Raw genomic sequence first — 24579 nt, 5'->3', positions numbered from 1 at the left:
GCCCGCCGGCCAGTCTTAGATGACGGTGATGCGCGCTTCGCCTTCGGCTGTGTTGCCCATGCTGCCGATGATGGCGGCATCGCCGAAGCCTTCGCGCGCGAACAGCGCCATCACCTCGTCGACGCTGGCCGGGTCGCAGGCCACCAGCAGCCCGCCCGAGGTCTGCGGGTCGGTCAGCAGCGCCTGCTGCGCCGGCGTGACGGCGGCACGGAACGTCACGTCCTTACCGTAGGCATCCCAGTTGCGGCCGGACGCCCCGGTAAAGAAGCCGTCCTGGGCCAGGCGCAGCACGTTCGGCAGCAGCGGCACCCGGCCCATCTCGAGCCATGCCGACAGTTTGGCGCCGCGCGCCAGTTCCAGCAGGTGGCCGAGCAGGCCGAAGCCGGTGACGTCGGTCAGCGCGTGCACCCCCTCCATCTCGGCCAGGGCCTTGCCCGGCTTGTTCAACTTGGTGGTGTTGGCGATCATGGCCGCATAGCCCTCCGGGCCCAGCGCATCCTTCTTGAGCGCGGCCGACAGCACGCCAACGCCTAGCGGCTTGCCGAGGATGAGGACGTCGCCGGCGCGCGCGTCGGCATTGCGCTTTACTTTTGACGGATGCACCAGGCCCAGCACTACCAGGCCGTAGATCGGCTCGACCGAGTCGATGGTGTGGCCGCCTGCGATCGGGATGCCGGCTTCGGCGCAGATCGATTCGCCGCCGCGGATGATCTCGCCGATGGTCTCGAGCGGGAGTTTATTCACCGGCATGCCGACCAGGGCCAGCGCCATGATCGGGGTGCCGCCCATCGCATACACGTCCGAGATCGCATTGGTCGCGGCGATGCGGCCGAAGTCGAACGGGTCGTCCACGATCGGCATGAAGAAATCGGTGGTGGCGATCAGCGCCTGCTCGTCGTTGAGTTTATAGACGGCCGCATCGTCGGCGGTCTCGATGCCGACCATCAGCTCCTTGGGGATCGGGAAGCCTTTCGACTTGCCCAGGATTTCGGCCAGCACGCCGGGCGCGATCTTGCAGCCGCAGCCGCCGCCATGGGAGAAGGAGGTGAGTTTGATGGGTTGGTCAGGCGTCGTGCTCATGGGGGTGTCCAGTCGTTGGTAGGTGCGCGCCGGGCGCTGCAAGAAAGAGATTATCCACCAGTTCGCGCAGTGCCGCTCGTTCCGCGGCGGGGGCGAACAGCACGGCACGGGCCGCGCACTGGCGCCGCAGCAGGGCGTCGAAGGCCGCATCGAGGATGCAGCGGTCGACCAGGCGCGCCAGCGCCGCCGCATCGCCCGGCGCGAAATAGCCCGCGTAGTCCTCGCCCAGCATGCCGCGGTTGCCGTTGATGTCGGATGCGAGTACCGGCACGCCACTGGTGACGGCTTCGATGATGACGTTGGCGCCGCCTTCCATGCGGGAGGTGATCGCCATCGCCCGGCAGCGCTTCAGGCGCTGGCGCGCCCTGGCATGGGGCAGGGCGCCGAGCCAGCGGTAGCGCGGGTTTTCCCGTTGCGCGGCTTCGGCCGCAGCCCCCAGCGCCGGGTCGAGCGCGCCGCCGACGTGGACGAAGCGCGCGCGTGGCGCGGTCGCGAGGCAGGCGGCGCGGATGAAGGTGAGCGGGTCTTTTTCGTCGCGCAGGTGGCCGACCATGCAGATGTCGGCGAAGCGTTCCGTCCCCGTGCGCGGATAAGGGCGCAGGGGCGGTGCCGACTGGTAGATCACGTGTGCTTTGGCGCGCAAGGCGCACGGCAGCTGCTCCAGCCCTGCAGGCTGCAGCAACACCAGGGCCTGCGCGCGTCCCAGCGAAGCGCCGGCTTCTGGAATCGTGTCGATGTCGCGGTACAGGTCGGTGCCCGTCAGTACCAGGACCGCAGGCCGGCCGGAATGCGCATCGGTGAAGGCTGCCAGCGGCGCGGCGGAGCGGCGCGCGTGCAGGGCCACCATCAGGTCCGGCGGCTCGTCGTCCGGGGACCAGTCGCCCGCGATGTGCACGTCATGCGCCACGCGCAGGAAGCGCGCCCAGCGGCTCGCGGTCTGCCAGTTGCCATTGTTTTCCCGCGCACTGGCGGGGCTGACGATGAGGATACGTTTGCGCACTGCTTGGCTTCCCCGACGAAGAAAGAGCGCGATTATACGCCGGCAGGTGGACATTAGGTCCATGACGCGGACGGGGAGCTTCCATTCGAACGCATGCTATCGTGTGCGCATCGATACCATCGAAAGATGGATTCGGCAGCATGGACGGGGATGAGGCGTTTGCTGGAATCAGCAGGCGAAAAAAATGGCTGCCGAGGCAGCCATTTTCCATGGGGGGGAGCAGCTGCTCCCCAGTTCAGCGATTAATACTCGCCGAAAGTGCGGCGCACGCCGTCACCCGAACGCGGATGCGCCGATGGCTTGGCGAAGCCGCTGTCGCGGCGTGGTGCGCCTTCCGTGCGGGTGCCACGGTAGCCGCCTTCGCGCGGTGCGCCGGCTGCTGGAGCACGGCCGGCTTCGCGCGGTGCACCGCCGAAACCTTCACGTGGGCCACGGTCTGCGTAACGGCTGTCGGCTGGACGCGCAGCACGGTCGGCGTAACCGCCTTCACGTGGTGCGCCCGGCTTGGCGAAGCTGCGCTGGCCCGGCTTGGCGGCGCTGCGGCCGTCGCCTGGTTTCCAGCCTGGGCGTGGACCGCTGCGGGCAGGGGCCGAACGCTTTGGTTCAAAGCCTTCCACGACATCGACCGGGATCAGCTGCTTGGTGAAACGCTCGATGCGCTTCACGTTCATGCCTTCGGCGTGGTTGACCAGCGAGATCGCCAGGCCATTGCGGCCGGCACGGCCGGTACGGCCGATACGGTGCACATAGTCTTCAGGGAACTTCGGCAGGTCGTAGTTCACCACATGGGTGATGGTCGGGACGTCGATGCCGCGGGCGGCGACGTCGGTCGCCACCAGCACGCGCACCTGGCCGCGGCGCATGCTGTCCAGGGTGCGGTTACGCGCGCCCTGATGCATGTCGCCGTGCAGCGCAGCGGCTGCGAAGCCGGCGATGTTCAGGCGGTCGGCGATGGTGTCGGCGTCACGCTTGGTAGCGGTGAACACGACAGCCTGGTCGACCGATTCGTCGCGCAGCAGGTGGTCCAGCAGGCGGTTCTTGTGCGACAGGTCGTCGACGAAGTGCACGCGCTGGGTGATGTTTTCGTGGCGGTTGGCCGCGCTCATGATCTGGATCGTCTGCGGATCCTTGGTGATGCGGCGTGCCATGTTGCCGACGACGCCATCCAGCGTTGCCGAGAACAGCATGGTCTGGCGCGACGATGGGGTAGCGGCGACGATCTTCTCGATGTCGTCGATGAAACCCATGTCCAGCATGCGGTCGGCTTCGTCCAGCACCAGGATTTCCAGCTGCGAGAAGTCGATCTTGCCCGATTCCATGTGATCGATCAGGCGGCCAGGAGTCGCCACCAGGATTTCAGGATTCTTGGCCAGCAGTTGCATCTGCTTCGGGTAAGGCATGCCGCCCAAAATCGAGACGCAACGGATGCGGCGCATTTCGACGGTCAACTGCTCGGTCGCGCTGGTCACTTGCAGTGCCAGTTCGCGGGTCGGGGTCAGGACCAGCATTTTTGGCTGGGCTGCGGTGAAGCGGACTTTTTCGCCGCGGGCACGGGCCGACTGCGCGCTCTGCGCAGTGGTGCGGCCGGCGTCAAGCTGCTCGGCATTGGCCAGTTTGTTCAGGGCCGGCAGCATGAAGGCTGCGGTCTTGCCTGAACCGGTTTGCGACGACACCAGCAGGTCACGGCCGGCGATGGCAGCAGGGATAGCCTGTGCCTGCACCGGGGTCGGCTGGGTGTAGCCGGCGGCAGCGACTGCGTTGACGAGGGATGCGTGTAAACCTAGGGCTTCAAAACTCATGTGGATTTTTACTTTCGAATTAAATCATGATCGCGCGTGTCGAAACGACGAGCGCAAAATAGCAACGCGAACCAACACTACGAAATGACTCAGAATTGAAAGAAATTTCGGCACAAAAGCTTTGCGCCGGGACGGTGTCTTGTTGCTGACACACAGGGCGGGAGGGCTTTATGGGGGGCGACCAATTTGTCGCCAAGGGTTGCGATGCTGCTTGTTGTGTTACTTGTGATGCCGCTTGCTTCGTTGCCTGAGACTTTGCCTCGGCAACTGCTGCGTCCAGTCTGTTCGGACGTTCTATTGCAGCGCACAAACGACACTATACAACAGATTGGAAAACTCTGCACGCACCTGTTCAGGTGTGCAAATGGGGTGCGGGGCCGGCGCAGGGCCGGCCCCGGCGGGGATCAGCGATGCTTGCGCTTCGAGGAGGTATTGCGGGCGATGCGGTTCTTGGACGTACGGGCTTCGGCCTTGGACTTGTAGCGCGAGCCGCTTGATGCCTTGACGCGCTTGCTGGCGCTGCGTTCGGCTTCAAAGGCCACCACGGCGTTCTCGATGATGTTGTCGGCGATGTCGCCGGCATTCGATGCGGACACCTTCGGCACCAGGATGGTCGAGCCGGCCGATACGGTGGATTTGGCCGGGATGTTGTTGGCCTGGCGGATGATTTCCGGGGTGGTGCCGAACTTCGAGGCCAGCGAGGCGATGGACACGCGGGCGCCGGTGATCTTGTGGGTGGTCCAGGTGGACAGGTTGCGGCCCCACTGCGCCAGGTTCAGGTGGAACTTCTCGGCGTTTTCCTTCGGCAGCAGGATCTTGGTCTTTTCGCCGCCGGTGATGACCGGCTTCTTGAACTGCGGGTTCAGGGCGCGGAATTCGTCGAGCGACATTTCCGCCAGCTGGGCGGCGACGGCGACATCGATGTCGCTGGTCTTGTCGATTGCGGTGAAATAAGGCTGGTTGTCGATCGCCGGCAGTGCCACGTTGTACTGGGCCGGGTTGGCGACGATGTTCTTGACGGCCTGCAGCTTCGGTACGTAGTTGCGGGTCTCGGCCGGCATCAGCTCGGCCAGGCTTTCGAAGTCGGTGCCCTTGCCGAGCGCCTGGTTCTTCTTGATGGCGCGCTGGACATTGCCTTCGCCCCAGTTATACGCTGCCAGGGCCAGCTGCCAGTCGCCGAACATCGTGTACAGGCGCTGCAGGTAGGTCAGGGCAGCATCGGTCGAGGCCAGCACGCCGCGGCGCTCGTCCTTGAACATGTTCTGCTTGAGGTCGTAGTCCTTGCCGGTGCCCGGCACGAACTGCCACAGGCCGGCGGCGCTGGCGGTGGACAGGGCTTGCGGGTTGAAGGCGGATTCGATTACCGGCAGCAGCGCCAGTTCGGTCGGCATGCCGCGCTTTTCGAGTTCCTGCACGATATGGTAGAGATAGGGCGAGGCGCGGCCCGATATGCGCTTGAGGCTGTCCGGACGGACGCTGTAGGCCTGGGTGTGGCGGGCGACCAGGCTGTTGTCGATATCCGGGATCGCGTAACCGCTGCGGATTCGGCCCCAGACGTCGGTTTCCTTGAATTCGTCCGCCTTGAGCAGGCCAGGTGCGGTCAACAGGGCAGGGCGGAGGGTCGACGCGGAGGCAGTCGCTGTGCTGGCCACAGGGGCAGCGGGCGCGGTCTCCATCGCGTAAGTCATCGGGGCGGCCAACAGGGCCAGCGCGGCAGTCGCTAAGGTCTTGCGGATCATATCGTGCATCGCTTTCCAGTGTTGCGTCCAGGAACGAACGGACTAGGTAAGGGGGCAGTGTACGTAGGCATGCTCTTACGCGTCAAGAAGTAAGTCCTGCTCGTTACAAATTATTCTCCAGTTGTTATCTTCGTAAATTGCCATCCTGAACACGAAAGATGGGTGCAAATTGGCAGGGGATCGCGGTAACAAGCGAACGAAACTTGGCTCTGCCTGTGCGTTGATAAGGACGCTGGAACCCGCATGCATGCGGCATGAATCCTATGCCTTCAGGGCTAGCCTAGTCCTGCCGGGGTACCGATCTATGAGGGCACGCAAAGAGTGCGTACAATCCGGCTTCCGCATCCCGCATTCCTGAATGAGCCGTCACCCATGAGCACTACGAAACCGAACCTGAACGCCGACGACGACGCAGTCATTGCCGCCACCCGCCGCTGGCTGGAACGGGCCGTCATTGGCCTGAACCTCTGTCCCTTTGCCAAGGCTGTCTATATAAAGGAGCAGGTGCGCTATGTGGTGTCGAATGCGACTACGCCTGAAGCGCTGCTCGAGCAGCTCATGGACGAACTGCAGCGCCTGTCGGACACCCCGGCCGAAGAGGTCGACACAACCCTGCTGGTCCATCCTTTCGTGCTGACCAGTTTCGAGGACTACAACGAGTTCCTGGATGTGGCCGATGCGGCGGTCGAGGACATGCAGCTGGACGGCGAACTGCAGGTGGCCAGCTTCCACCCGGACTACCAGTTCGCCGATACCGACCCGAACGACATCGCCAACTACACCAACCGCGCGCCTTACCCGATCCTGCACCTGCTGCGCGAGGACAGCATCGACCGCGCGGTCGAGGCCTTCCCGGAAGCGGCCGAGATCTTCGAGAAGAATATCGATACCATGGAAAAGCTGGGTCATGACGGCTGGGACAAGCTCGATGTCGGCCCAGCCCAGTAATCCCGCCGGGCCGGGCAAGGTGCCGGAGCGGCCGGACACGCCTTGCGTGGCGGTGTGCTCGACGACCTTCGATGACGTGTGCCGGGGCTGCGGGCGGACCGTGGCCGAGGTGGCGCACTGGGTCTCGATGAGCGCCGAGGATAAAGAGAAGGTGTGGGTGCGGATCCTGTCTGAGGGATATCCACGGCGAAATACGTAGGGTGGGCGGCTTTGCCGCCCGCGCGTTCAACCAGCGGTAGCACGGACGCAGTGCGGTTTTCATCCGATAACTTTCACCGCGTGGGCAAGGTAATTCAGGGCAATGCCCTGAATTACGGATTGCCCACCCTACGGGTTGGTGGCTATTCCACGGTCGCGATCAGCTCACACCCAAAAAGTCGCGCTTGCCGATCGGCACGCCGTTGTGGCGCAGGATCGCGTAGGCAGTCGTGACATGGAAGTAGAAGTTCGGCAGCACGAAGCCGACCAGGTAGGCGTCGCCGCTGTCGAAATGGCGTGCGCGTTCGCCGGCGCCGTGGGTGACCGGGCGCTCGCCCGACGCCGCGATGTCTTCCTCGGGCAGCGACTCGATATAGCCGAGGGTCTTGGTGATGCGCTGCTGGAGTTCGGCGAAGGTCTGCTCATTGTCCTCGTAGCGCGGCACTTCCTGGCCGGCAAGGCGCGCACTTGCGCCCTTGGCGAAGTCGGTGGCGACCTGCACCTGCTTGATAAGAGGGAACATGTCGGGGAACAGGCGGGCCTGCAGCAGGGCCACCGGTTCGATCTTGTGCTGCTGGGCGTGCGTTTCGGCGGTTTCCAGCACGGCGGCGAGGCTGCCCAGCGTGCGGCGGAACACCGGGACCGAGGCGGAATACATGGTCAGGCTCATCGAGTCTCCTCTGAAAGATTCAATCATAACAAGTCTTGTCGCGTCCTGCCGACAGGCGCAGGCAGGCTGGTCCGGCGGTGCCCGCAATTGCGTGACTCGTTGCAATCTAGCATGCATAATCAAGGTATTCTCTTGCCATAAATAAATGGGTGTTTCCTTGCGCGAGCGCAAGGGCCGCGCCGACTGCCCCATGCCCCTGTCACGTTTCACTTTCCGCGGATTGCCGGCCCGGCTGCGCAAACTGTATGGCCGCTCGATCTATGGCGCGCTGCTGCTGGTTGTGTTCGGCAGCCTGGCCGTGCCCGCCGTCGTCGGGGGTGTGTTCCTGATCGGCGTGCAGGAACGCGAAGCGGCCGTGCGCAGCCTGAACGATGCGCTGCAGCGCAATGCCGATATCCTGGCCCTCGGCATGCAGGAGTCGCTGTGGGACATGAACCTGGAAGCGGCGCGGTCGCTGGTCGATTCCTTCATGCGCGACCCGGCCGTGGTGCATGTCGAGGTGCGCGGCCTGTCGCAGGAAGAAATCATCAGCCGGCGCGCCGTGCTGGCGCCGGGCGCGCGCGCCTACCGCGCCGAGCGCGACATCGTGGTGCAGGGCCAGAAGATCGGCCGGGTGGTGCTCGAGATGGGCGATTACCGCAGCGAGCAGGAACTGCGTGCCAAGCAGCGCAATTATGCGCTGGTGCTGGCGATCCAGCTCGGCATCTCGCTGCTGCTGATCGCGCTGCTGCTCAGGCGCCGCCTGCTCTCGCCGCTGCGCACGCTCACCGGTTTTTCCGACCGCCTGGCGCGCGGCGACTTCGATACCCCGCTGGTGCTGGATGCCGGCGACGAGCTGGGACGCCTGGGCGGGCAGATGGAGCGCATGCGCATGGCGATCGGCGAACTGTTCGCCGACATCGGCCGGCGCGAGGAACAGTTCCGCACCATCGTCACCCAGGTGCCGGGCGCCGTGTTCCGCGCCCGTCCCGGCGGCGCGATCGATTTCGTCAGCGACGCCATCGAGGACATCACCGGCTATCCGGCCGAGCGCTTCATGCTGGCCACGACCGACGACTGGGCCAACATCATCCATCCCGAAGACCGGCGCCTGCAGCGCCACCTGGCCAAGGACGCGCTAACGGCGGGCAGCCCCTACGAAGTCGAATACCGCATCATCGACGCAGGCGGCATCGAACGCTGGGTGCTGGAAAGCGGCCAGCCGCAGGGCGAGTGGGGCAGCGACGGATTCCGGGTGGACGGCATCATCTACGACATCAGCGCGCGCAAGCATGACGAAATGCGCATCGAGGCGCTGCTGACCGAGCAGGGTGCGATCCTGGACAACGTGATGTTCGGCGTGCTGTTCGTGCGCCAGCGCCGCATCGTCTCGGCCAACCGCCGCGGCGAAGAGCTGTTCGGTTATGCCGACGGCGGCATGGTCGGCAGTTCGACCGAGATCCTCTTCCCCGGCCGCGCCGAGGTCGAGCAGCGCTGGATCGAGAGCTACCCCGGCCGTGCCGGGAGCCCTGACACCGGCGAGGAAATCCAGTTCCGGCACCGCGACGGCACCCCGTTCTGGCTGCTGGTCAGCGGCAGCGCGCTCGATCCGGCGCGGCCCAACGACGGCAGTATCTGGGTGTTTGCCGACATCACCGAACGCAAGCAGGCCGAGGAAAAGCTGCGCCTGTCCGCCACCGTGCTCGAACACATCGCCGACGGCGTGATGGTGCTCGACGTGTTCGGCAAGATCATCGCCACCAACCCGGCCTTCACCCAGATCACCGGCTATACCGAACGCGAAGCGCTGGGCCAGCACTCTAGCCTGACCCGCTCGACCCGCCACGACGACGGCTTCTACCAGCAGCTGTGGGGCGACCTGGCCGACACCGGCTTCTGGCGCGGCGAGATCTGGGACACCCGCAAGAATGGCGAAGTCTACCTCGAGTCGCTCACGGTGTCGGCGGTGCGCAACGACGAGGACGGCGACGACGAAGACGCGGTCACCCACTATGTCTGCGTGTTCAGCGACATCACCCGGGTCAAGGAATCGCAGGACAAGCTCGACCACCTTGCTCACCACGACCCCCTGACCGCGCTGCCCAACCGGCTGCTGTTCCACGACCGCCTGCAGCACGCGATGGTCCGCGCGGCGCGCGCCGACGAGCAGCTGGCGGTGCTGTTCATCGACCTGGACCGCTTCAAGAACGTCAACGACACGCTCGGCCACCACGTCGGCGACGAGCTGCTCAAGCAGGTTGCCGGCGCGCTCACCAAGTGCCTGCGCGAAGGCGATACGCTGGCGCGCCTGGGCGGCGACGAATTCATCGTGCTGCTGGAAGACGTCAAGGGTGCATTCGGTGCGGTCCACGTAGCCGGCAAGCTGATGACCCTGTTCGAGCAGCCGTTCACGGTGTCGGGCTACGAACTGTTCGTCACCGCCAGCGTCGGCATCAGCCTGTTCCCACAGGACGGCGTCGACCTGAACATGCTCATTCGGAATGCCGACGTGGCGATGTACCAGGCCAAGGCGCGCGGCCGCAACGGCTACCAGTTCTATGCGCCGTCGATGAGCGGCGAGGGCGTCGAGCGCCTGCGCCTGGAAACCATGCTGCGCCGCGCGATCGAGAAAAACGAGATCTTCCTCCACTACCAGCCGCAGGTCGACATCGACAGCGGCCGCCTGGTCGGCGTCGAGGCCCTGGTGCGCTGGCAGAGCCCGGAGCTGGGGCGGGTAGAGCCGACGCGCTTCATCCCGGTGGCCGAGGACACCGGTTTCATCGGCCAGCTGGGGCAGTGGGTGCTGGCCGAGGCCTGCCGCCAGATGGTATGCTGGGATACCGATGGGCTGCGGGTGCCGAAGATGGCCGTCAACCTGTCGGTGCGCCAGTTCGACCGCGGCAGCATCGCGCCGACGGTGGCGGCGGTACTGCACGGCGCTGGCTTGGCGCCGGCGCGCCTGCAGCTCGAGGTGACCGAGTCGGTCATCATGAACACCGGCGATGCGCTGGAATACATCAACGACCTGCGCGCGATCGGCGTGGGGCTGGCGATCGACGATTTCGGCACCGGTTATTCGTCGCTGGCCTATTTGAAGCAGCTGCCGGTGCAGACCCTGAAGATCGACCGCAGCTTCATCAAGGATATCTCGGCCGACGCCGGGGCCGATGCCAATGCGGAAGCGATCGCGGTGGCGATCATCCAGCTCGGCAAGAGCCTGAATTTGTCGGTGATTGCGGAAGGCGTGGAGTCGGAAGAGCAGGCGGCCTTCCTGCTGCGCCATGGCTGCAGCCACGCGCAGGGTTACCTGTATAGCCGGCCGGTGCTGCCGGCGGAAATACTGGCACGCTGGGGCCAGGGACAAGACAAAGAACAACATGACGCGAACGAGGCCGCAGCAAGCAACACCGACAACACCTGACACCAGGCCAAAGCGCGGGCGCCGGCGTTTCCTCGCCGGCGGCCTGCTCGCCACCGGCGCCCTGCTGGTCGGCTGGGGCTTCCAGCCGCCGCGCCAGCGCCTGCATGCGGCCGAACCGCTGCCGCTCGATGGCGGGGCGGTCGGCCTGAATGGCTGGGTCGCGATCGCGCCGGACGGCACGGTCTCGGTGGTGGTGCCGCGCAGCGAGATGGGGCAGGGCGTGCATACCGCCCTGCCGATGCTGGTGGCCGAGGAGCTCGACGTGCCGCTGGCAGCAGTGCGCATCGTGCAGGCGCCGATCGACAAGATCTACGCCAATCTCACCGTCCTGCGCGAGACTCTGCCCTTCCATCCGGACGACGATGGCCGCACGCGCCAGGGTGCGCAGTGGCTGGCGGCCAAGCTGGGACGCGAACTGGGCATCATGTTCACCGGCGGTTCCACCAGCGTCAAGGACGCCTGGCTGCCGATGCGCGAAGCGGGCGCCGTGGCGCGCGCCATGCTGGTCAAGGCGGCCGCCGAGCGCTGGCGGGTGCCGCTGGCGCAATGCCGGACCGAAGACGGTTTCGTGGTCCACGCGCGCGGCGCACGCCTGGCCTACGGCGCACTGGCGCAGGATGCCGCCCGTGTCGGCGCCGGCATCGATAGCAGCGACGTGCGCCTGAAGGAAGCAGCCGAATTCCGCCTGATCGGCAAGCCGGTGCCGCGCCTGGACAGCCGCGCCAAGGTGACGGGCGCCGCGCGCTTCGGCATCGATGCGCGCGTGCCCGGCATGGTGTATGCCGCGGTGAAGATGTCGCCCGTGGTCGGGGGCACGGTGGCCTCCTTCGACGCCGCCGCCGTGGCCGCGATGCCGGGCGTGCTGCAGGTGGTCGCGATTCCTGGCGTGCCGGGCGACCGTACTGGCGCCGGGGCCGGCGTGGCTGTGGTCGCCGCCAGCTGGTGGCAGGCGCGCCAGGGGGTGGCGGCCTTGCCGGTGACCTGGGACGAGGGCCTGTCGGCACGGTTGTCGACCGAGGTCGTGTTCGAGCAATTCGCGCGCGCACTCGATGAAGAAAGCGGCTATGTCTACCACGAGGCGGGCACCCAGGACGTGCGCGGCGCGGCCCTGACTGTCACGGCCGAATACCGCGCGCCCTACCTGGCGCATGCGACGATGGAACCGGTGAACTGCACCGCCCAGGTCGAAGGCGGCAAGGTGCGCCTGTGGGCCTCGACCCAGGTGCCGAGCGTCGCCGTCGACGTGGCCGCGCGCGTGGCCGGCGTGGCGCGCGAGGACGTGGCTATCGAGGTGATGCTGCTGGGCGGCGGCTTCGGCCGCCGGCTCGAGGCCGACATGGTGGCCCAGGCAGTCACGGTGGCGCTGGCCGCTGGCGGCAAGCCGGTGCAGCTGATCTGGACCCGCGAAGACGACACCACCCACGACGTCTACCGTCCGGCGGCGCTGGCGCGCTTCCGCGCCCACCTCGACGCCGGGGGGAACATCCTGGCCTGGGATAACAAATCCGCCAGCGGCGCCATCGGCCACCAGTATTTCGCCCGTAACCTCGGCTTGCCGGGCGTGGGGCCGGACAAGACCACGGCCGAAGGCGAATACGACATGCAGTACGCGGTCGCGAACCAGCGCATCGCCCACGTCACCGTCGACAGCCCGGTGCCGATCGGCTACTGGCGCTCGGTGGGGCATTCGCACAATGCCTTCTTCAAGGAGGGTTTCATCGACGAGCTGGCGCATGCAGGCAAGCGCGATGGGGTCGAATTCCGGCGCGCGATGCTCAAGTCGCACCCGCGTGCGCTGGCGGTGCTCGATGCCGCGGTGGCCCGGGCCGGCCAACCGGAAAAGGGGCGTGCCCACGGCGTCGCGCTGCACCGCTCCTTCGGCAGCACCGTGGCCCAGGTGGCCGAGGTGTCGGTCGAAGGAAAGCAGATTCGCGTGCACCGGGTCTGGTGCGCGATCGATTGCGGCATCGTGGTGAACCCGAACATCGTCGCGCAGCAGGTGGAGTCGGGCGTGCTGTTTGGCCTGTCGGCGGCGCTGCACGGCGAGATCACGCTGAAGGACGGGCGGGTGCAGCAGTCGAATTTCGGCGACTACCCGGTGCTGCGCATGAGCGAGGCGCCGCAAGTGGAAACCATCATCATGCCGAGCGCAGCGCATCCGGAAGGGGTGGGCGAGCCGGCCACGCCGCCGATCGCGCCGGCGGTGGCGGCAGCCGTGTTCACGCTGACCGGGCAGCGGCTGCGCAGCCTGCCGCTGCGGTTGAGTTAAGAAGAATTAACCCAAGCCGGCAAAGAATAAGCGGAAGTTAATCTAGGCCGCCAGCAGCGCGCGCAGGTTGCAGTCGCGCTGCCAGGCGCGCCGCTCTTCGCTCGAGTTGGCCCAGCTAGCCATTTCTGCCGGCGTCTGGGCGGCCTGGGCCTGCACCAGCCGGTCGGCCACGATCGCATCCGGCAGCATGGTGCCGAAGAAGCCGACGGTATCGCCGCGCTGCACCAGCAGGGTCGGGAAGTTGTCGACGTCGAGGTCGCCCACGATGTCGGCCTGGTCTTCGATGTCGATCCAGACGAAGGTCTTGTCCGGGTGGCGCGTGGCGAGCAGCTCGAAGGTGGCGCGGTAGGTCGCGCAGGTGCCGCACCAGGCGGCGCACAGGCAGGCGACCGTCAGGGCGTCTCCTTCGATGGCGGCGGCGACGGCTTCGCGGTTGGCGGAATCCAGGGTCAGGCTTTGCATGAGCCGAATTCTACCGCGTGTTGCCCGGTTCTTGTGCATCCCGGATGTGCCGGCGGCGCCGCCGTGGTAGATGGGCGGCCGAGCGGGTAAAATGTCGGCATGTCATACATCCTCGCCATTGAAACCTCGTCCGAGCTCGCATCCTGCGCGCTGCTGGCCGGGGACACCGTCTTCGCCCGTTCCACTTCCGGCGTGCGCACCCATTCGCAATCGATTTTGCCGATGGTGCAGGAATTGCTGGCCGAAGCCGGCATCCGGCTCGCCGATTGCGATGCCGTGGCCTTTGGCGCCGGCCCCGGCTCCTTTACCGGCGTGCGCACCGCCTGCGGCGTGGCCCAGGGCCTGGGCTTCGGCGCCGGCCTGCCGGTAGTGCCGATGGTGACCCTGGCGGCGATGGCCGAAGCCTGCCGCGCCCGCACCGGCGCCAGCGAGGTGCTGGCGGTGCTGGATGCGCGCATGAACGAGGTGTACTGGGCGCAGTACCGCCATGACGGCGCCGGCTGGACCGAAATGGTGGCGCCGGCCTTGAGTGCACCGGAGGCCGTGCAGCCGCTGCCTGTGGACGGACTGGCTGCCTGCGGAAACGGCTTCGCGGTCTACGCCGAGGCATTTGCCGGGAAGGACTTCGCCGCCGGCGCCATCGACGACATCCTGCCGCATGCGCGCGAGATGGCGCTGCTCGCCGCGCCGGCCCTGGCGGCCGGCCTGGGTGTGCCTGCGGCCCAGGCCCAGCCGCTCTACCTGCGCAACAAGATCGCCTTCACCAGCGCCGAGCGCCTGGCGATCAATGCGGCAAAGGCCGGGGCATGACGGGTTTGGACGCGGTCGGCCGGCTGGCGTTCGCGCCGATGACGGCGTTCGATGTCGACGAGGTGCATGCGCTCGAATGCAGCGTGTTCCCGCATCCGTGGAGCCGGACGAATTTCACCGATTCGCTGGCCAGCGGCTACGATGCCTGGACCGTGCGCGACCCTGGTGGCCTGCTTGCCGGCTACTACCTCTTGATGTATGCGGTCGACGAGGCGCACCTGCTCGACGTCGCGGTCGCTGCCGGCCGCCAGCGCCAGGGGCTGGGGCGTTACCTGCTCGACCGCATCGGCGCGCGTGCGAAGGCGCAGGGCATGGACTCGATCCTGCTCGAAGTGCGCCCGTCGAACGAACGCGCTGTCGCTGTCTACCGCCGCTACGGCTACCGTGAAATCGGCCGCCGCAAAGGCTATTATCCGGCCCATGCCGGCCTGCGCGAAGATGCCATTGTGATGAGGCTGGACCTGTGAACCGAATGACCAGCCGCGACGCGGCCTTCCTGGCCGAGATGGGCATCGGCCCGTTGTGGAGCGTGCGTGCAGCATCCGAGGCTGCAGCCGACGCCGTCCCCGAAGCTGTCGCGGCAGCGCCCGTTGTACCCGCACCCGCGCCGGCAGCTGCGCTGGCGCCGCCGCCGATGCCGCGCCAGGTCGCCGAGCCGGCCGCGGCGCGCACCTGGACCCCGCCGGTCGTCGAGCCGATCCCCGTGCCGGAGCAGGTCGACGTCTCCGCGCTCGACTGGGACGGCCTGCGCCAGGCTGTGGCCAACTGCCGGCATTGCAACGCCTGCAGCGAAGGCCGCAAGCCGGTGTTCGGCACCGGCGCCCGACAGGCGCGCTGGCTGGTCGCTGCGGGCACTGCCAGCGTTCTTGACGAACAGGCCGGCGAGCCGATGACGGGCGACCCCGGCAAGCTGCTCGACAACATGCTGCTGGCCGCCGGCATGTCGCGCGAGACCGACGTGTACATCACCAGCCTGGTGAAATGCCGGCCCGCCAACCGCAATGGCGGCGACCGTGCGCCGACGCTCGATGAAGTGGCGGCCTGCCGTCCCTTCCTGGAGCGCGAGCGCGAACTGTGCGGCGCTTCTGCCATCCTGACCCTGGGCCAGGTGGCCGCCAACGGCCTGCTCGGCAAGCCGCTGCAAGAGCCTCTGGCCGGTTCGCGCGGCGCCACCCACCGCCTGGGCGCGGTGCCGATGGTCGCCACCCTGCACCCCGGCGAACTGCTGCGGCGCGGCGCCGACAAGGCGCTGGCCTGGGCCGATCTGTGCCGGGCGAAGGCGGCCAATGGACAAGCTGGCTGAGAGCTACCAGCAAGGTTTCCACCGCCGCTTGGGCCACCTGCGGCGGGCCCGGGTGCGGGCCCTGGCCTGGCTGCTCGATGCGCCTGATTTACTGGATGCGGACGAACCCCTGTGGCTTGGGCGCATCGCCAGGCTGGGCCCCATCACGCCCGAAGTGGCCGCATGGCTGGCCCGCCTCGACCACGATCCCGCCCCCCTGGATGCCGCGCTCGGCCCGCGCGTGTACACGCGCCTCGGCCTCTACGCCGAGAAGCTGATGGCCTTCTATTACGAGCAGCAGGGCCGCTTGGTCGCCCACGGCCTGCAGGTGCGCGCCAACCGCAACGCTACCATCGGCGAATTCGACTTCCTGCTGGAAGACGGGCCGGATGCGGTCGAGCACATCGAATTCGCTACCAAGTTCTATTTGCTCGACGGTGATGGTGGCGACAGTCCGCGGCAATTCGATGCCCTGGTCGGTCCCAACCTGGCCGACAGCCTGGGCGCGAAGATGCGCAAGGTGTTCGAGCGCCAGCTCAGCCTGGGCGAGCATCCCGCCGCCCAGCCGATCCTGCCGCGCCCTGTCGCCAAGGCGCGGGCGCTGGTCAAGGGCTGGCTGTTTTACCCGGCAGGCAGCTGGCCGGACATGCAGGGTATCGCTGCCGGCCATTGCCGCGGCTTCTGGTGTGCGCTCGACGAGATCGAGACCCTGAGCGGCGAAGCATTCCTGGTCCTGCCGAAGCTGCAATGGCTCGCGCCATTCCGCGCCAGTTCAGCCGAGCGGATGATGAATGGCGCGCAACTGCGGGCAGAACTCGAGGCGCAGTTCGAGACCAACCCGACGCCGGTGCTGGTGGCGGTGGTGCGGAACCTGGCGGGAATGATCGAGGAAGTCGACCGTGGTTTCATCGTACCCAACGATTGGCGCGAACGCGCCGCAGCCCGACGCCCGTAGGGTGGGCAGATTCTGCCCACGCGTTCAACCAGCTGGCGATTAGCCGAGACGACAATTCATACGTGATTTGAACGCGTGGGCAAGGAACTTGCCCACCCTACGGTGAGCGACTAAGCCGCTGTTAGTGCTTATGCTCGCCGATCAGCGCCAGCGAATCATGCTCGCGCTGGTTGGCCGCATGCTTGCGGCCGATGAAATACATGATGCCGGCGACCGACAGGCCGAACATGACGACGATGATGTCCAGGTCCAGGTTCAGCGTGATCATGATCGCGTACAGCGCCAGCATGGTCAGGATCGACAGGTTTTCGTTGAAGTTCTGGACCGCGATCGAGTGGCCGGCGCTCATCAGGACGTGGCCGCGGTGCTGGAGCAGGGCGTTCATCGGCACCACGAAGAAGCCGGACAGGAAGCCGATCAGCGTCAGCAGCGGGTAGGCGAAGTTCACCGAGGTGACGAACACCATGCTGCAGACCACCAGGCCCATGATGATCCCGAGCGGGATCACAGTCAGGGATTTGCGCAGCGGGATGATGCGCGCCGCCATGACCGCGCCCAGCGCCACGCCGATCGCGACCACGCCGATCAGGTTGGTCGCCTTATCGAGCGGCATGTGCAGCGAGCGCTCGGCCCATTTCAGCACGATGAACTGCAGGGTCGCGCCGGCGCCCCAGAACAGGGTGGTCACGGCCAGCGAAATCTGGCCCAGCTTGTCGCGCCACAGGGTCGCCGAGCAGTTGGCGAAATCGGCGATCAGTTTGGCCGGGTTGCGTTCCTGGTGCTCGTAGCGCGCGCCGGTATCCGGGATGCGCAGGTTGAACAGGGTCGCCAGCACGTAGATCACTACCACCACCGACATGGCGGCTTCCGCGCCGGTGTCGATGCCGCTCTCGAAGCCGGGGATATCGAAGCTCAGCAGCCAGGCGCTGCCGTGCGTGCTGACCAGGGTGCCGCCCAGCACGGTGCCGAAGATGATCGACATCACGGTGAGGCCTTCGATCCAGCCATTGGCCGGCACGAGTTTCTCGGGCGGCAGCAGTTCGGTGAGGATGCCGTATTTGGCGGGGGAGTAGACGGCCGCGCCGAAGCCGACGACGGCATAGGCCAGCAGCGGGTGCACGCTCAGGAACATTAGCGCACAGCCGAACACCTTGATCAGGTTGGCGATGAACATCACGCGGCCCTTGGGCAGCGAGTCGGCGAAGGCGCCCACGAAGGCGGCCAGCAGCACGTAAAAGAGCACGAATGAGAGCTTCAGCAGCGGAGTCAGCGAAGCCGGGGCATTCATCGACGTCAACAGACTGATCGCAACAAACAGGAGCGCATTGTCTGCCAGCGACGAGAAAAACTGCGCCGCCATGATGGTATAAAAACCACGGTTCATTCTAAAAGAGTAAAAGCTGGTCCGAGTTGCTTTATACCATGAATGATCCCCGCTCCAAAAGAAAACCCGCCTTGCCGGCACTCTGCCGTTCGGCACGCCATTGCCCACTCCGGTAAAATAGACCCTTTCCCAGACCTTGAACGCCGGCCCGAAAACGCCGGTATTGACGATGCCACGTCCGCTCTCCGCCACCATCCATCTCGACTCCATGCAACACAACCTGTCGCGCGCGCGCAGCTGCGCGCCGCACGCGAAGATCTGGGCCGTCGTCAAGGCCAACGCCTATGGCCACGGCCTGGAGCGCGCCATGCGCGGCTTCGCCCTGGCCGACGGCCTGGCCCTGATCGAGCTTGAATACGCGGTGCGCCTGCGCGAGGGCGGCTGGATCAAGCCGGTGCTGCTGCTGGAGGGGATCTTCGACGCTTCGGACGTGCCGCTGCTGGCCGAACACAATATCAATAGTACGGTGCACTGCATCGAGCAGATCAAGATGCTCGAGTACACCCAGCTGTATCGCCCGATCGACGTGCACCTGAAGATGAACACCGGGATGAACCGCCTGGGCTTCCAGCCCGGCGACTACGCGGCCGCCTTCAAGCGGCTGCGCGCGATCCCGGGCATCCGCAACATCACCCACATGACCCACTTCGCGAATGCAGACGAGCTGGAACACCCGCGCCTGACCATCGCCGAGCAGGTGCGCCGCTTCCAGCATGGGGTCCAGGGGCTGGCGGGCGAACGCAGCCTGTCGAATTCCGGCGGCGTGCTGCACCAGGCCGACCTCGGCGACGCCTTGTCGAACGACTGGGTCCGCCCCGGCGTCATGCTCTACGGCGGGACCCCGGGCGGGCGTAGCGCGCTCGATTACGGCCTGCGCCCGACCATGACCCTGCGCTCGGAAATCATCGGCATTCAGGAACTCGTCGCTGGCGACACCGTCGGCTACGGCAGCCGCTTCGAGGCCAGCGGCCCGATGACGGTGGGCGTGGTGGCCTGCGGCTATGCCGACGGCTACCCGCGCCATGCGCCGCACGGCACTCCGGTAGTGGTCGACGGCGTGCGTACCACCCTGGTCGGGCGGGTCTCGATGGACATGATGACGGTCGACCTGACGCCGATCCGGAATGCGCGCGTCGGCAGCAAGGTGACCTTGTGGGGTGACGGTCTGCCGATCGACGAGGTGGCGCAAGCCGCCGGCACGATCGGCTATGAATTGATGTGCGCACTCGCCGGGCGGGTGCGCGTACAAGAGGGACGGATGGGAACCGATGGCTAAATCACGAACCGCCTTTGTCTGCAGCGAATGCGGCGCCACCGCCAGCCGCTGGGCCGGCCAATGCCCGGACTGCAAGGCCTGGAACACCCTGGTCGAGAGCGTGGTCGAGGCGCCGGGCGTGAACCGCATGTCGCAGGTCCAGCATAAGAGCTTGGCGCAGACCGCGCCGGTGCTGTCGCTGAAGGACATCGATGCGCTCGATGTGCCCCGCTTCGGCACCGGCATCGAGGAATTCGACCGCGTGCTGGGCGGCGGCCTGGTGGCCGGCGGCGTGGTGCTGATCGGCGGCGACCCGGGCATCGGCAAGTCGACCCTGCTGCTGCAGGCGCTGGCCAACCTGGCAGCGACCCGCAACACCTTGTATGTCAGCGGCGAGGAATCCGGCTCCCAGATCGCGCTGCGCGCACGCCGGCTGTCGGTCGATTCGTCCGAGCTGAATTTCCAGGCCGAGATCCAGCTCGAGAAAATCCTCGGCACACTCAGCGACCTCAAGCCGGAAGTGGCGGTGATCGATTCGATCCAGACCCTGTATTCGGACGCGCTGACCTCGGCCCCCGGCTCGGTGGCCCAGGTGCGCGAATGCGCGGCCCAGCTCACGCGCATGGCCAAGCAGACCGGGGTGACCATCATCCTGGTGGGCCACGTGACGAAAGAGGGCGCGCTGGCCGGCCCGCGCGTGCTCGAACACATCGTCGACACCGTGCTGTATTTCGAAGGAGACACCCAGTCGAGCTTCCGCCTGGTGCGGGCGATCAAGAACCGCTTCGGCGCCGTGAACGAGCTGGGCGTGTTCGCGATGACCGAGAAGGGCCTCAAAGGCGTCTCGAACCCGTCGGCGCTGTTCCTGTCGCAGCACGACAGCCAGGTGCCGGGATCCTGCGTGATGGTCACGCAAGAGGGCACGCGCCCGCTGCTGGTCGAGATCCAGGCCCTGGTCGACGCCAGCCACCTGCCGAATGCGCGCCGCCTGTCGGTGGGCCTGGAACAGAACCGGCTGGCGATGCTGCTCGCCGTGCTGCACCGCCATGCCGGCATCGCCGCCTTCGACCAGGATGTCTTCATCAACGCGGTCGGCGGCGTCAAGATTGCCGAACCCGCGGCCGACCTGGCCGTGCTGCTGGCGATTAACTCATCGATGCGCAACAAACCGCTGCCGCGCGGCCTGGTGGTGTTCGGCGAAGTCGGCCTGGCCGGCGAGATCCGCCCGGCCCCGCGTGGCCAGGAGCGCCTGAAGGAAGCGGCCAAGCTCGGGTTTTCGCACGCCCTGATCCCGAAAGGGAATGTGCCGAAGCAGAAAATCGAGGGCATGACCATCATCGCGGTGGAACGCATCGACCAGGCTTTTACCAAGCTGCGCGAGCTCGACTGAGCACGCCTGCGCTTCTATAATCCTTCCTGGCCCATCCACTCACAGTCTGACAGGTTTGGTATAACGTGTTTTCAGAACAAAGGACATCCGAACGCAAGCTGCTGCGCACCCGCGCCCGCGTCGCCATGGAAGGCGCGGCCATGGTCAGCGGCCGCACCAGCGACCTTGGCGCGAATGGCGTCTGCATCCACTTCCCGGACCCGCTGCCGGTTGGCCAGACGGGGCAGGTCAGCTTCGAACTGCTCATCGACGGCAAACAGGTCGCCATCAGCGCGCGGGCGCGGGCTCTCTACTGCATCTTCAGCAATGGCGAGTTCAAGGTCGGCTTCCAGTTCCTGAACCTGGAACTGGCGGCGATGACGGCGGTAGCGCGCTACCTGCGTTGACGCGGGCGCCCATCTGGCGCCGGCGCTCAGGCGCTCCATAGCAAAACGGCGAGTGCCCATTGGGCCTCGCCGTTCTGTCGCTTTATGACATGATCCGGAAAGCCGGATCCACACTATTCGTGATAGTGATCGGTCAGGCTTTCCTTGCTGCCTTTCACTTCTTGGAAAATCTCGAAGGCAACCAGTCCAGCCAACCCGCTGAGAATACCAAATACCATAATACTGAACATAAATCTAAACGCCTTTCAGCATTCCCTCCCTGTGAAGAACCTGAATTCAGGTTAGCAGAAGGCGCTGTCTTTACAAGGCGGGCGGAGGGGGCATGGCGATAATATTTTTGCACTAGTCGGGGCCGCCTGGACCAGCGACGTCGGACTGCCCCGGCAACCGTGTGCGCCACAGCCGGAAACCGGGGCAAGCTACGGCCGGCGCGCTCAATTATTACATCTGTCATGAACTTGTCATAATCGCGCAGTAGACTTCGCAGCGTCACTCAACGGGTTCGCCCGGGCCTCCTCGAAAGGAACCACCATGCGTATGAAGCATCTGTTCATCTCCGTCGCGATCGCCGCATCGAGCTTCGCTGCAGCCGCCCAGGCTGCCAACATCACCGGCGCCGGTGCGACCTTCCCGTACCCGATCTACGCAAAATGGGCCGAAATGTACAAGGCCACCTCGGGCAACGGCCTGAATTACCAGTCGGTCGGCTCGGGCGCCGGCATCAAGCAGATCAAGGCCAAGACCGTCGATTTCGGCGCCTCGGACATGCCGCTGTCGGCCGCTGATTTGAACGAGGCAGGCCTGTTCCAGTTCCCGGCCATCATGGGCGGCGTGGTGCCGGTCGTGAACCTGCCGGGCACCACCCCGGGCCAGCTCAAGCTGACCGGCGCCGTCATCGCCGACATCTTCCTTGGCAAGATCACCAAGTGGAATGCGCCGCAGATCGCCGCGCTGAACCCGGGCGTCAAGCTGCCGGACGACGACATTACCGTCGTGCACCGCGCCGACAGCTCGGGCACGTCCTTCCTCTGGACCGACTACCTGTCGCAGACCAGCGCCGAATGGAAAACCAAGGTCGGCGCCGGCACCGCGGTGAAGTGGGCCGTGGGCGTGGGCGGCAAGGGCAATGAAGGCGTGGCCGCCAACGTGCAGCGCATTAAGGGCTCGATCGGCTATGTCGAATGGGCCTATGCCAAGAAGAACCGCATGCAGCACACCCAGCTGCAGAACAAGGACGGCGCCTACCTGCAGCCGGATGACGACGGCTTCAAGGCCGCCGCCGCCGGCGCCAACTGGGCCGGGACCCCGGGCTTCGCCGTGGTGCTGACCAACCAGGCCGGCAAGGCCAGCTGGCCGATCACCGGCGCGTCCTACATCCTGGTGCACAAGAGCCAGGCCGACGCTGCCAAGGGCAAGGAAGTGCTGAAGTTCTTCGACTGGGCCTACAAGAACGGCGACGCCGCTGCAGCCGAGCTGGACTACGTGCCGATGCCGGACGCCGTCACCAAGCTGGTGCAGGACGCCTGGCGCGCCAATGTGAAGGACGCTGCGGGCAAGGCGATCTGGTAATTTCCCTTTCACAGCGCAGGGAAGGGCTGGCAGGGTCCCCAAGACCGTCAGCCCTTTCGTTCGCCAGCAAGATTGACAAAAAGTTATGAGCGTACAACCCTCCGCCGCGATGCCCGACCTGCCCAAGCAGGCTCTGGATAACGGTTTCCACTCCGTCGCCCTGCGCAATACGATGCGCAACCAGCGCATCCAGGACTTCTTCTTCCACAAGATCACGCTGCTGTTCGCGGCCTCGGTGCTGCTGGTCCTGGTCGGCATCATCGTTTCGCTGGTGATCGGCGCCTGGCCGGCCCTCAAGGAGTTCGGACCGGGCTTCGTGACGCGGGTCGAATGGGATCCGGTGGGCGACCAGTTCGGCGCCATGATCGCGATCTGGGGCACCCTCGCCACCTCGCTGATCGCACTGGCCGTGGCCTTCCCGATCAGCTTCGGCATTGCGCTGTTCCTCACCGAGATCTGCCCGGTCTGGCTGCGCCGCCCGATGGGCACCGCGGTCGAGCTGCTTGCCGGCGTGCCTTCGATCATCTACGGCATGTGGGGCCTGTTCGTGTTCGCGCCCCTGTTCGCCGACCACGTCCAGCCGCTGCTGAAAAGCACCCTCGGCCAGTTGCCGGTGATCGGCCAGCTGTTCCAGGGCCCGACCATGGGCATCGGCATCCTGACCGCCGGACTGATCCTGGCGATCATGATCATCCCTTTCATTGCCTCCGTGATGCGCGACGTGTTCGAGATCGTCCCGACCGTGCTGAAGGAATCCGCGTATGGACTCGGTTGCACCAAGTGGGAAGTGGTGCGCAAGGTCGTGCTGCCCTACACCCGCAACGGCGTGGTCGGCGGCGTGATGCTGGGCCTGGGCCGCGCCCTGGGCGAGACCATGGCCGTGACCTTCGTGATCGGCAATGCGCACGACCTGTCGTGGTCGCTGTTCTCGGCCGGTAATTCAATTTCCTCGACCCTGGCCAACGAATTCGCCGAAGCCGCCTCGCCGCTGCACGTGTCTTCGCTGTTCGCGCTGGCCCTGATCCTGTTCGCCATCACCTTCATCGTGCTGTCGGCAGCCAAACTGATGCTGGTCGGGATGTCCCGCAAGGAAGGCACCAAATAATGAACACCGCTGCGAAAAACCCCGTCTACCGCAAGCGCCTGATGGCGCACCGCTTCGGTATCGTGCTGTCCGTGATCGCGATGGGCATCGGCCTGGCCTTCCTGGCCTGGATCCTGGCCACGCTCCTGATCAACGGCCTGGGCGCGCTGTCGATCAACATGTTCACGGCCGATACCCCGGCGCCGGGCAGCGAAGGCGGTGGCCTGCGCAACGCCATCCTGGGCAGCCTGATGATGGTCGGCCTGTCGACCGCGATCAGCACCCCGATCGGCATCCTGGCCGGCATCTACCTGGCCGAATACGGCGAAGGTAACAAGTTTGCCCAGGTGACGCGCTTCGTGACCGACATCATGCTGTCGGCCCCGTCGATCGTGATCGGCCTGTTCGTGTACGCCATCTATGTCGCCAACGTCCAGCACTTCTCCGGTTACGCCGGCACCATCGCGCTGTCGCTGATCGCGGTGCCGGTGGTGGTGCGCACCACCGACAACATGCTGCGCCTGGTGCCGACCAGCCTGCTCGAAGCGGCCTACGCCCTGGGCGCGCCGCACTGGAAGGTCGCCACGCAAGTGCGCCTGCGCGCCGTGAAGGCCGGCGTGATCACCGGCGCGCTGCTGGCGCTGGCCCGCATCTCTGGCGAGACCGCGCCGCTGCTGTTCACCGCGCTGAACAACCAGTTCTTCAGCGCCGACATGAACGCGCCGATGGCCAACCTGCCGGTCGTGATCTATCAGTTCGCCATGAGCCCGTACGACGACTGGCGTTCGCTGGCCTGGGGCGGCGCGCTGCTGGTGACCTTTACCGTGCTGCTGCTGAACATCCTGTCGCGCACCGTGTTCAGCCAGAAGACGCCAAGCTGACCGACTGCGCACTCGCTA

Annotated in this window: 21 protein-coding genes; 14 read left to right on the top strand and 7 right to left on the bottom strand. The window is 66.0% G+C overall.

The features are described 5' to 3' along the window. Positions 1–15: 15 nt before the first annotated feature. The 4 genes from selD to HGB41_RS10525 form a co-directional block, all read right to left on the bottom strand. Positions 16–1080 (bottom strand): selenide, water dikinase SelD, encoded by a 1065-nt coding sequence (gene selD / locus HGB41_RS10540; RefSeq protein ID WP_171083987.1) that lies wholly within the window; start codon positions 1078–1080, stop codon positions 16–18. Then, a complete protein-coding gene (senB, locus tag HGB41_RS10535) occupies positions 1064–2080 on the bottom strand; it encodes a selenoneine biosynthesis selenosugar synthase SenB (protein ID WP_371868503.1) in 1017 nt (338 codons plus the stop codon). The genes selD and senB overlap by 17 nt, the downstream gene beginning before the upstream one ends. A 242-nt stretch (positions 2081–2322) precedes the next feature. Further along, positions 2323–3879: a DEAD/DEAH box helicase gene (locus HGB41_RS10530; RefSeq protein WP_171083983.1), complete on the bottom strand. Its 1557-nt coding sequence runs from the start codon at positions 3877–3879 to the stop codon at positions 2323–2325. Positions 3880–4283: 404 nt separating this feature from the next. Continuing rightward, on the bottom strand, positions 4284–5627 hold the full coding sequence (locus HGB41_RS10525) for a transglycosylase SLT domain-containing protein (protein WP_171083981.1): 1344 nt from the start codon (positions 5625–5627) through the stop codon (positions 4284–4286). Positions 5628–5990: 363 nt separating this feature from the next. Between HGB41_RS10525 and HGB41_RS10520 the strand changes: the two genes are divergently transcribed. Together HGB41_RS10520 and HGB41_RS10515 are read left to right on the top strand one after the other, a co-directional pair. Then, entirely contained in the window at positions 5991–6566 is a 576-nt protein-coding gene (locus HGB41_RS10520; RefSeq protein WP_171083979.1) for a DUF1415 domain-containing protein, read from the top strand. After that, on the top strand, positions 6547–6765 hold the full coding sequence (locus tag HGB41_RS10515; protein ID WP_171083977.1) for a DUF1289 domain-containing protein: 219 nt from the start codon (positions 6547–6549) through the stop codon (positions 6763–6765). The genes HGB41_RS10520 and HGB41_RS10515 overlap by 20 nt, the downstream gene beginning before the upstream one ends. A 159-nt stretch (positions 6766–6924) precedes the next feature. Here HGB41_RS10515 and HGB41_RS10510 read toward each other — a convergent pair whose 3' ends face one another. Next, entirely contained in the window at positions 6925–7434 is a 510-nt protein-coding gene (locus HGB41_RS10510; protein ID WP_171083976.1) for a DUF1993 domain-containing protein, read from the bottom strand. 190 nt (positions 7435–7624) lie between these two features. On the opposite strand from HGB41_RS10510, the gene HGB41_RS10505 reads away from it, so the two are divergent. Both HGB41_RS10505 and HGB41_RS10500 read left to right on the top strand, forming a co-directional pair. Beyond that, positions 7625–10834, top strand: coding sequence for a bifunctional diguanylate cyclase/phosphodiesterase (locus HGB41_RS10505; RefSeq protein ID WP_171083974.1), 3210 nt, complete (start codon positions 7625–7627; stop codon positions 10832–10834). After that, positions 10791–13103 (top strand): xanthine dehydrogenase family protein molybdopterin-binding subunit, encoded by a 2313-nt coding sequence (locus tag HGB41_RS10500; protein ID WP_171083972.1) that lies wholly within the window; start codon positions 10791–10793, stop codon positions 13101–13103. Before HGB41_RS10505 ends, HGB41_RS10500 begins: the two co-directional genes overlap by 44 nt. 42 nt (positions 13104–13145) lie before the next feature. On the opposite strand, the gene HGB41_RS10495 is transcribed toward HGB41_RS10500, so the two are convergent. Further along, entirely contained in the window at positions 13146–13565 is a 420-nt protein-coding gene (locus HGB41_RS10495; protein ID WP_171083970.1) for a thioredoxin family protein, read from the bottom strand. Positions 13566–13664: 99 nt separating this feature from the next. Here HGB41_RS10495 and tsaB point away from each other — a divergent pair, with 99 nt between their 5' ends. Genes tsaB through HGB41_RS10475 form a run of 4 tightly spaced genes read left to right on the top strand, consistent with a single transcriptional unit; the run spans position 13665 to position 16612 of the window. Further along, entirely contained in the window at positions 13665–14375 is a 711-nt protein-coding gene (gene tsaB / locus HGB41_RS10490) for a tRNA (adenosine(37)-N6)-threonylcarbamoyltransferase complex dimerization subunit type 1 TsaB (protein ID WP_171083968.1), read from the top strand. Continuing rightward, entirely contained in the window at positions 14372–14842 is a 471-nt protein-coding gene (gene rimI, locus HGB41_RS10485; RefSeq protein ID WP_171083966.1) for a ribosomal protein S18-alanine N-acetyltransferase, read from the top strand. The genes tsaB and rimI overlap by 4 nt, the downstream gene beginning before the upstream one ends. A 5-nt stretch (positions 14843–14847) precedes the next feature. Next, complete coding sequence (locus HGB41_RS10480; protein ID WP_212760904.1) at positions 14848–15678, top strand: uracil-DNA glycosylase; 831 nt, start codon at positions 14848–14850, stop codon at positions 15676–15678. After that, positions 15662–16612, top strand: a complete 951-nt coding sequence (locus HGB41_RS10475) for a DUF1853 family protein (protein ID WP_171083962.1) — start codon at positions 15662–15664, stop codon at positions 16610–16612. The genes HGB41_RS10480 and HGB41_RS10475 overlap by 17 nt, the downstream gene beginning before the upstream one ends. Positions 16613–16733: 121 nt before the next feature. Here HGB41_RS10475 and lplT read toward each other — a convergent pair whose 3' ends face one another. After that, a complete protein-coding gene (gene lplT, locus HGB41_RS10470; RefSeq protein WP_171083959.1) occupies positions 16734–17996 on the bottom strand; it encodes a lysophospholipid transporter LplT in 1263 nt (420 codons plus the stop codon). 169 nt (positions 17997–18165) lie between these two features. Here lplT and alr point away from each other — a divergent pair, with 169 nt between their 5' ends. The 6 genes from alr to pstA all read left to right on the top strand — a co-directional run bounded on the left by alr (position 18166) and on the right by pstA (position 24561). After that, positions 18166–19272 carry an alanine racemase gene (gene alr, locus HGB41_RS10465; protein WP_171083958.1) on the top strand — a complete coding sequence of 369 codons (1107 nt, stop codon included), beginning with the start codon at positions 18166–18168 and terminating at the stop codon, positions 19270–19272. Further along, a complete protein-coding gene (gene radA / locus HGB41_RS10460) occupies positions 19265–20641 on the top strand; it encodes a DNA repair protein RadA (RefSeq protein ID WP_171083956.1) in 1377 nt (458 codons plus the stop codon). The genes alr and radA overlap by 8 nt, the downstream gene beginning before the upstream one ends. Before the next feature lie 65 nt (positions 20642–20706). Next, positions 20707–21027 (top strand): PilZ domain-containing protein, encoded by a 321-nt coding sequence (locus tag HGB41_RS10455; RefSeq protein ID WP_171083954.1) that lies wholly within the window; start codon positions 20707–20709, stop codon positions 21025–21027. A gap of 531 nt (positions 21028–21558) precedes the next feature. After that, positions 21559–22596, top strand: a complete 1038-nt coding sequence (gene pstS, locus HGB41_RS10450) for a phosphate ABC transporter substrate-binding protein PstS (protein ID WP_171083952.1) — start codon at positions 21559–21561, stop codon at positions 22594–22596. A 109-nt stretch (positions 22597–22705) separates the two neighbouring features. Then, positions 22706–23701 carry a phosphate ABC transporter permease subunit PstC gene (gene pstC, locus HGB41_RS10445; protein ID WP_171084845.1) on the top strand — a complete coding sequence of 332 codons (996 nt, stop codon included), beginning with the start codon at positions 22706–22708 and terminating at the stop codon, positions 23699–23701. Beyond that, positions 23701–24561, top strand: a complete 861-nt coding sequence (pstA, locus tag HGB41_RS10440) for a phosphate ABC transporter permease PstA (protein WP_171083950.1) — start codon at positions 23701–23703, stop codon at positions 24559–24561. The genes pstC and pstA overlap by 1 nt, the downstream gene beginning before the upstream one ends. Positions 24562–24579: the final 18 nt, after the last annotated feature.

The sequence above is a fragment of the Telluria aromaticivorans genome (genome assembly GCF_013003915.1).
GTDB classification, from domain to species: domain Bacteria; phylum Pseudomonadota; class Gammaproteobacteria; order Burkholderiales; family Burkholderiaceae_D; genus Telluria; species Telluria aromaticivorans.
The sequence above is the reverse complement of the archived record's forward strand: the minus strand, read 5'-3'. Positions and strand labels throughout refer to the sequence as shown.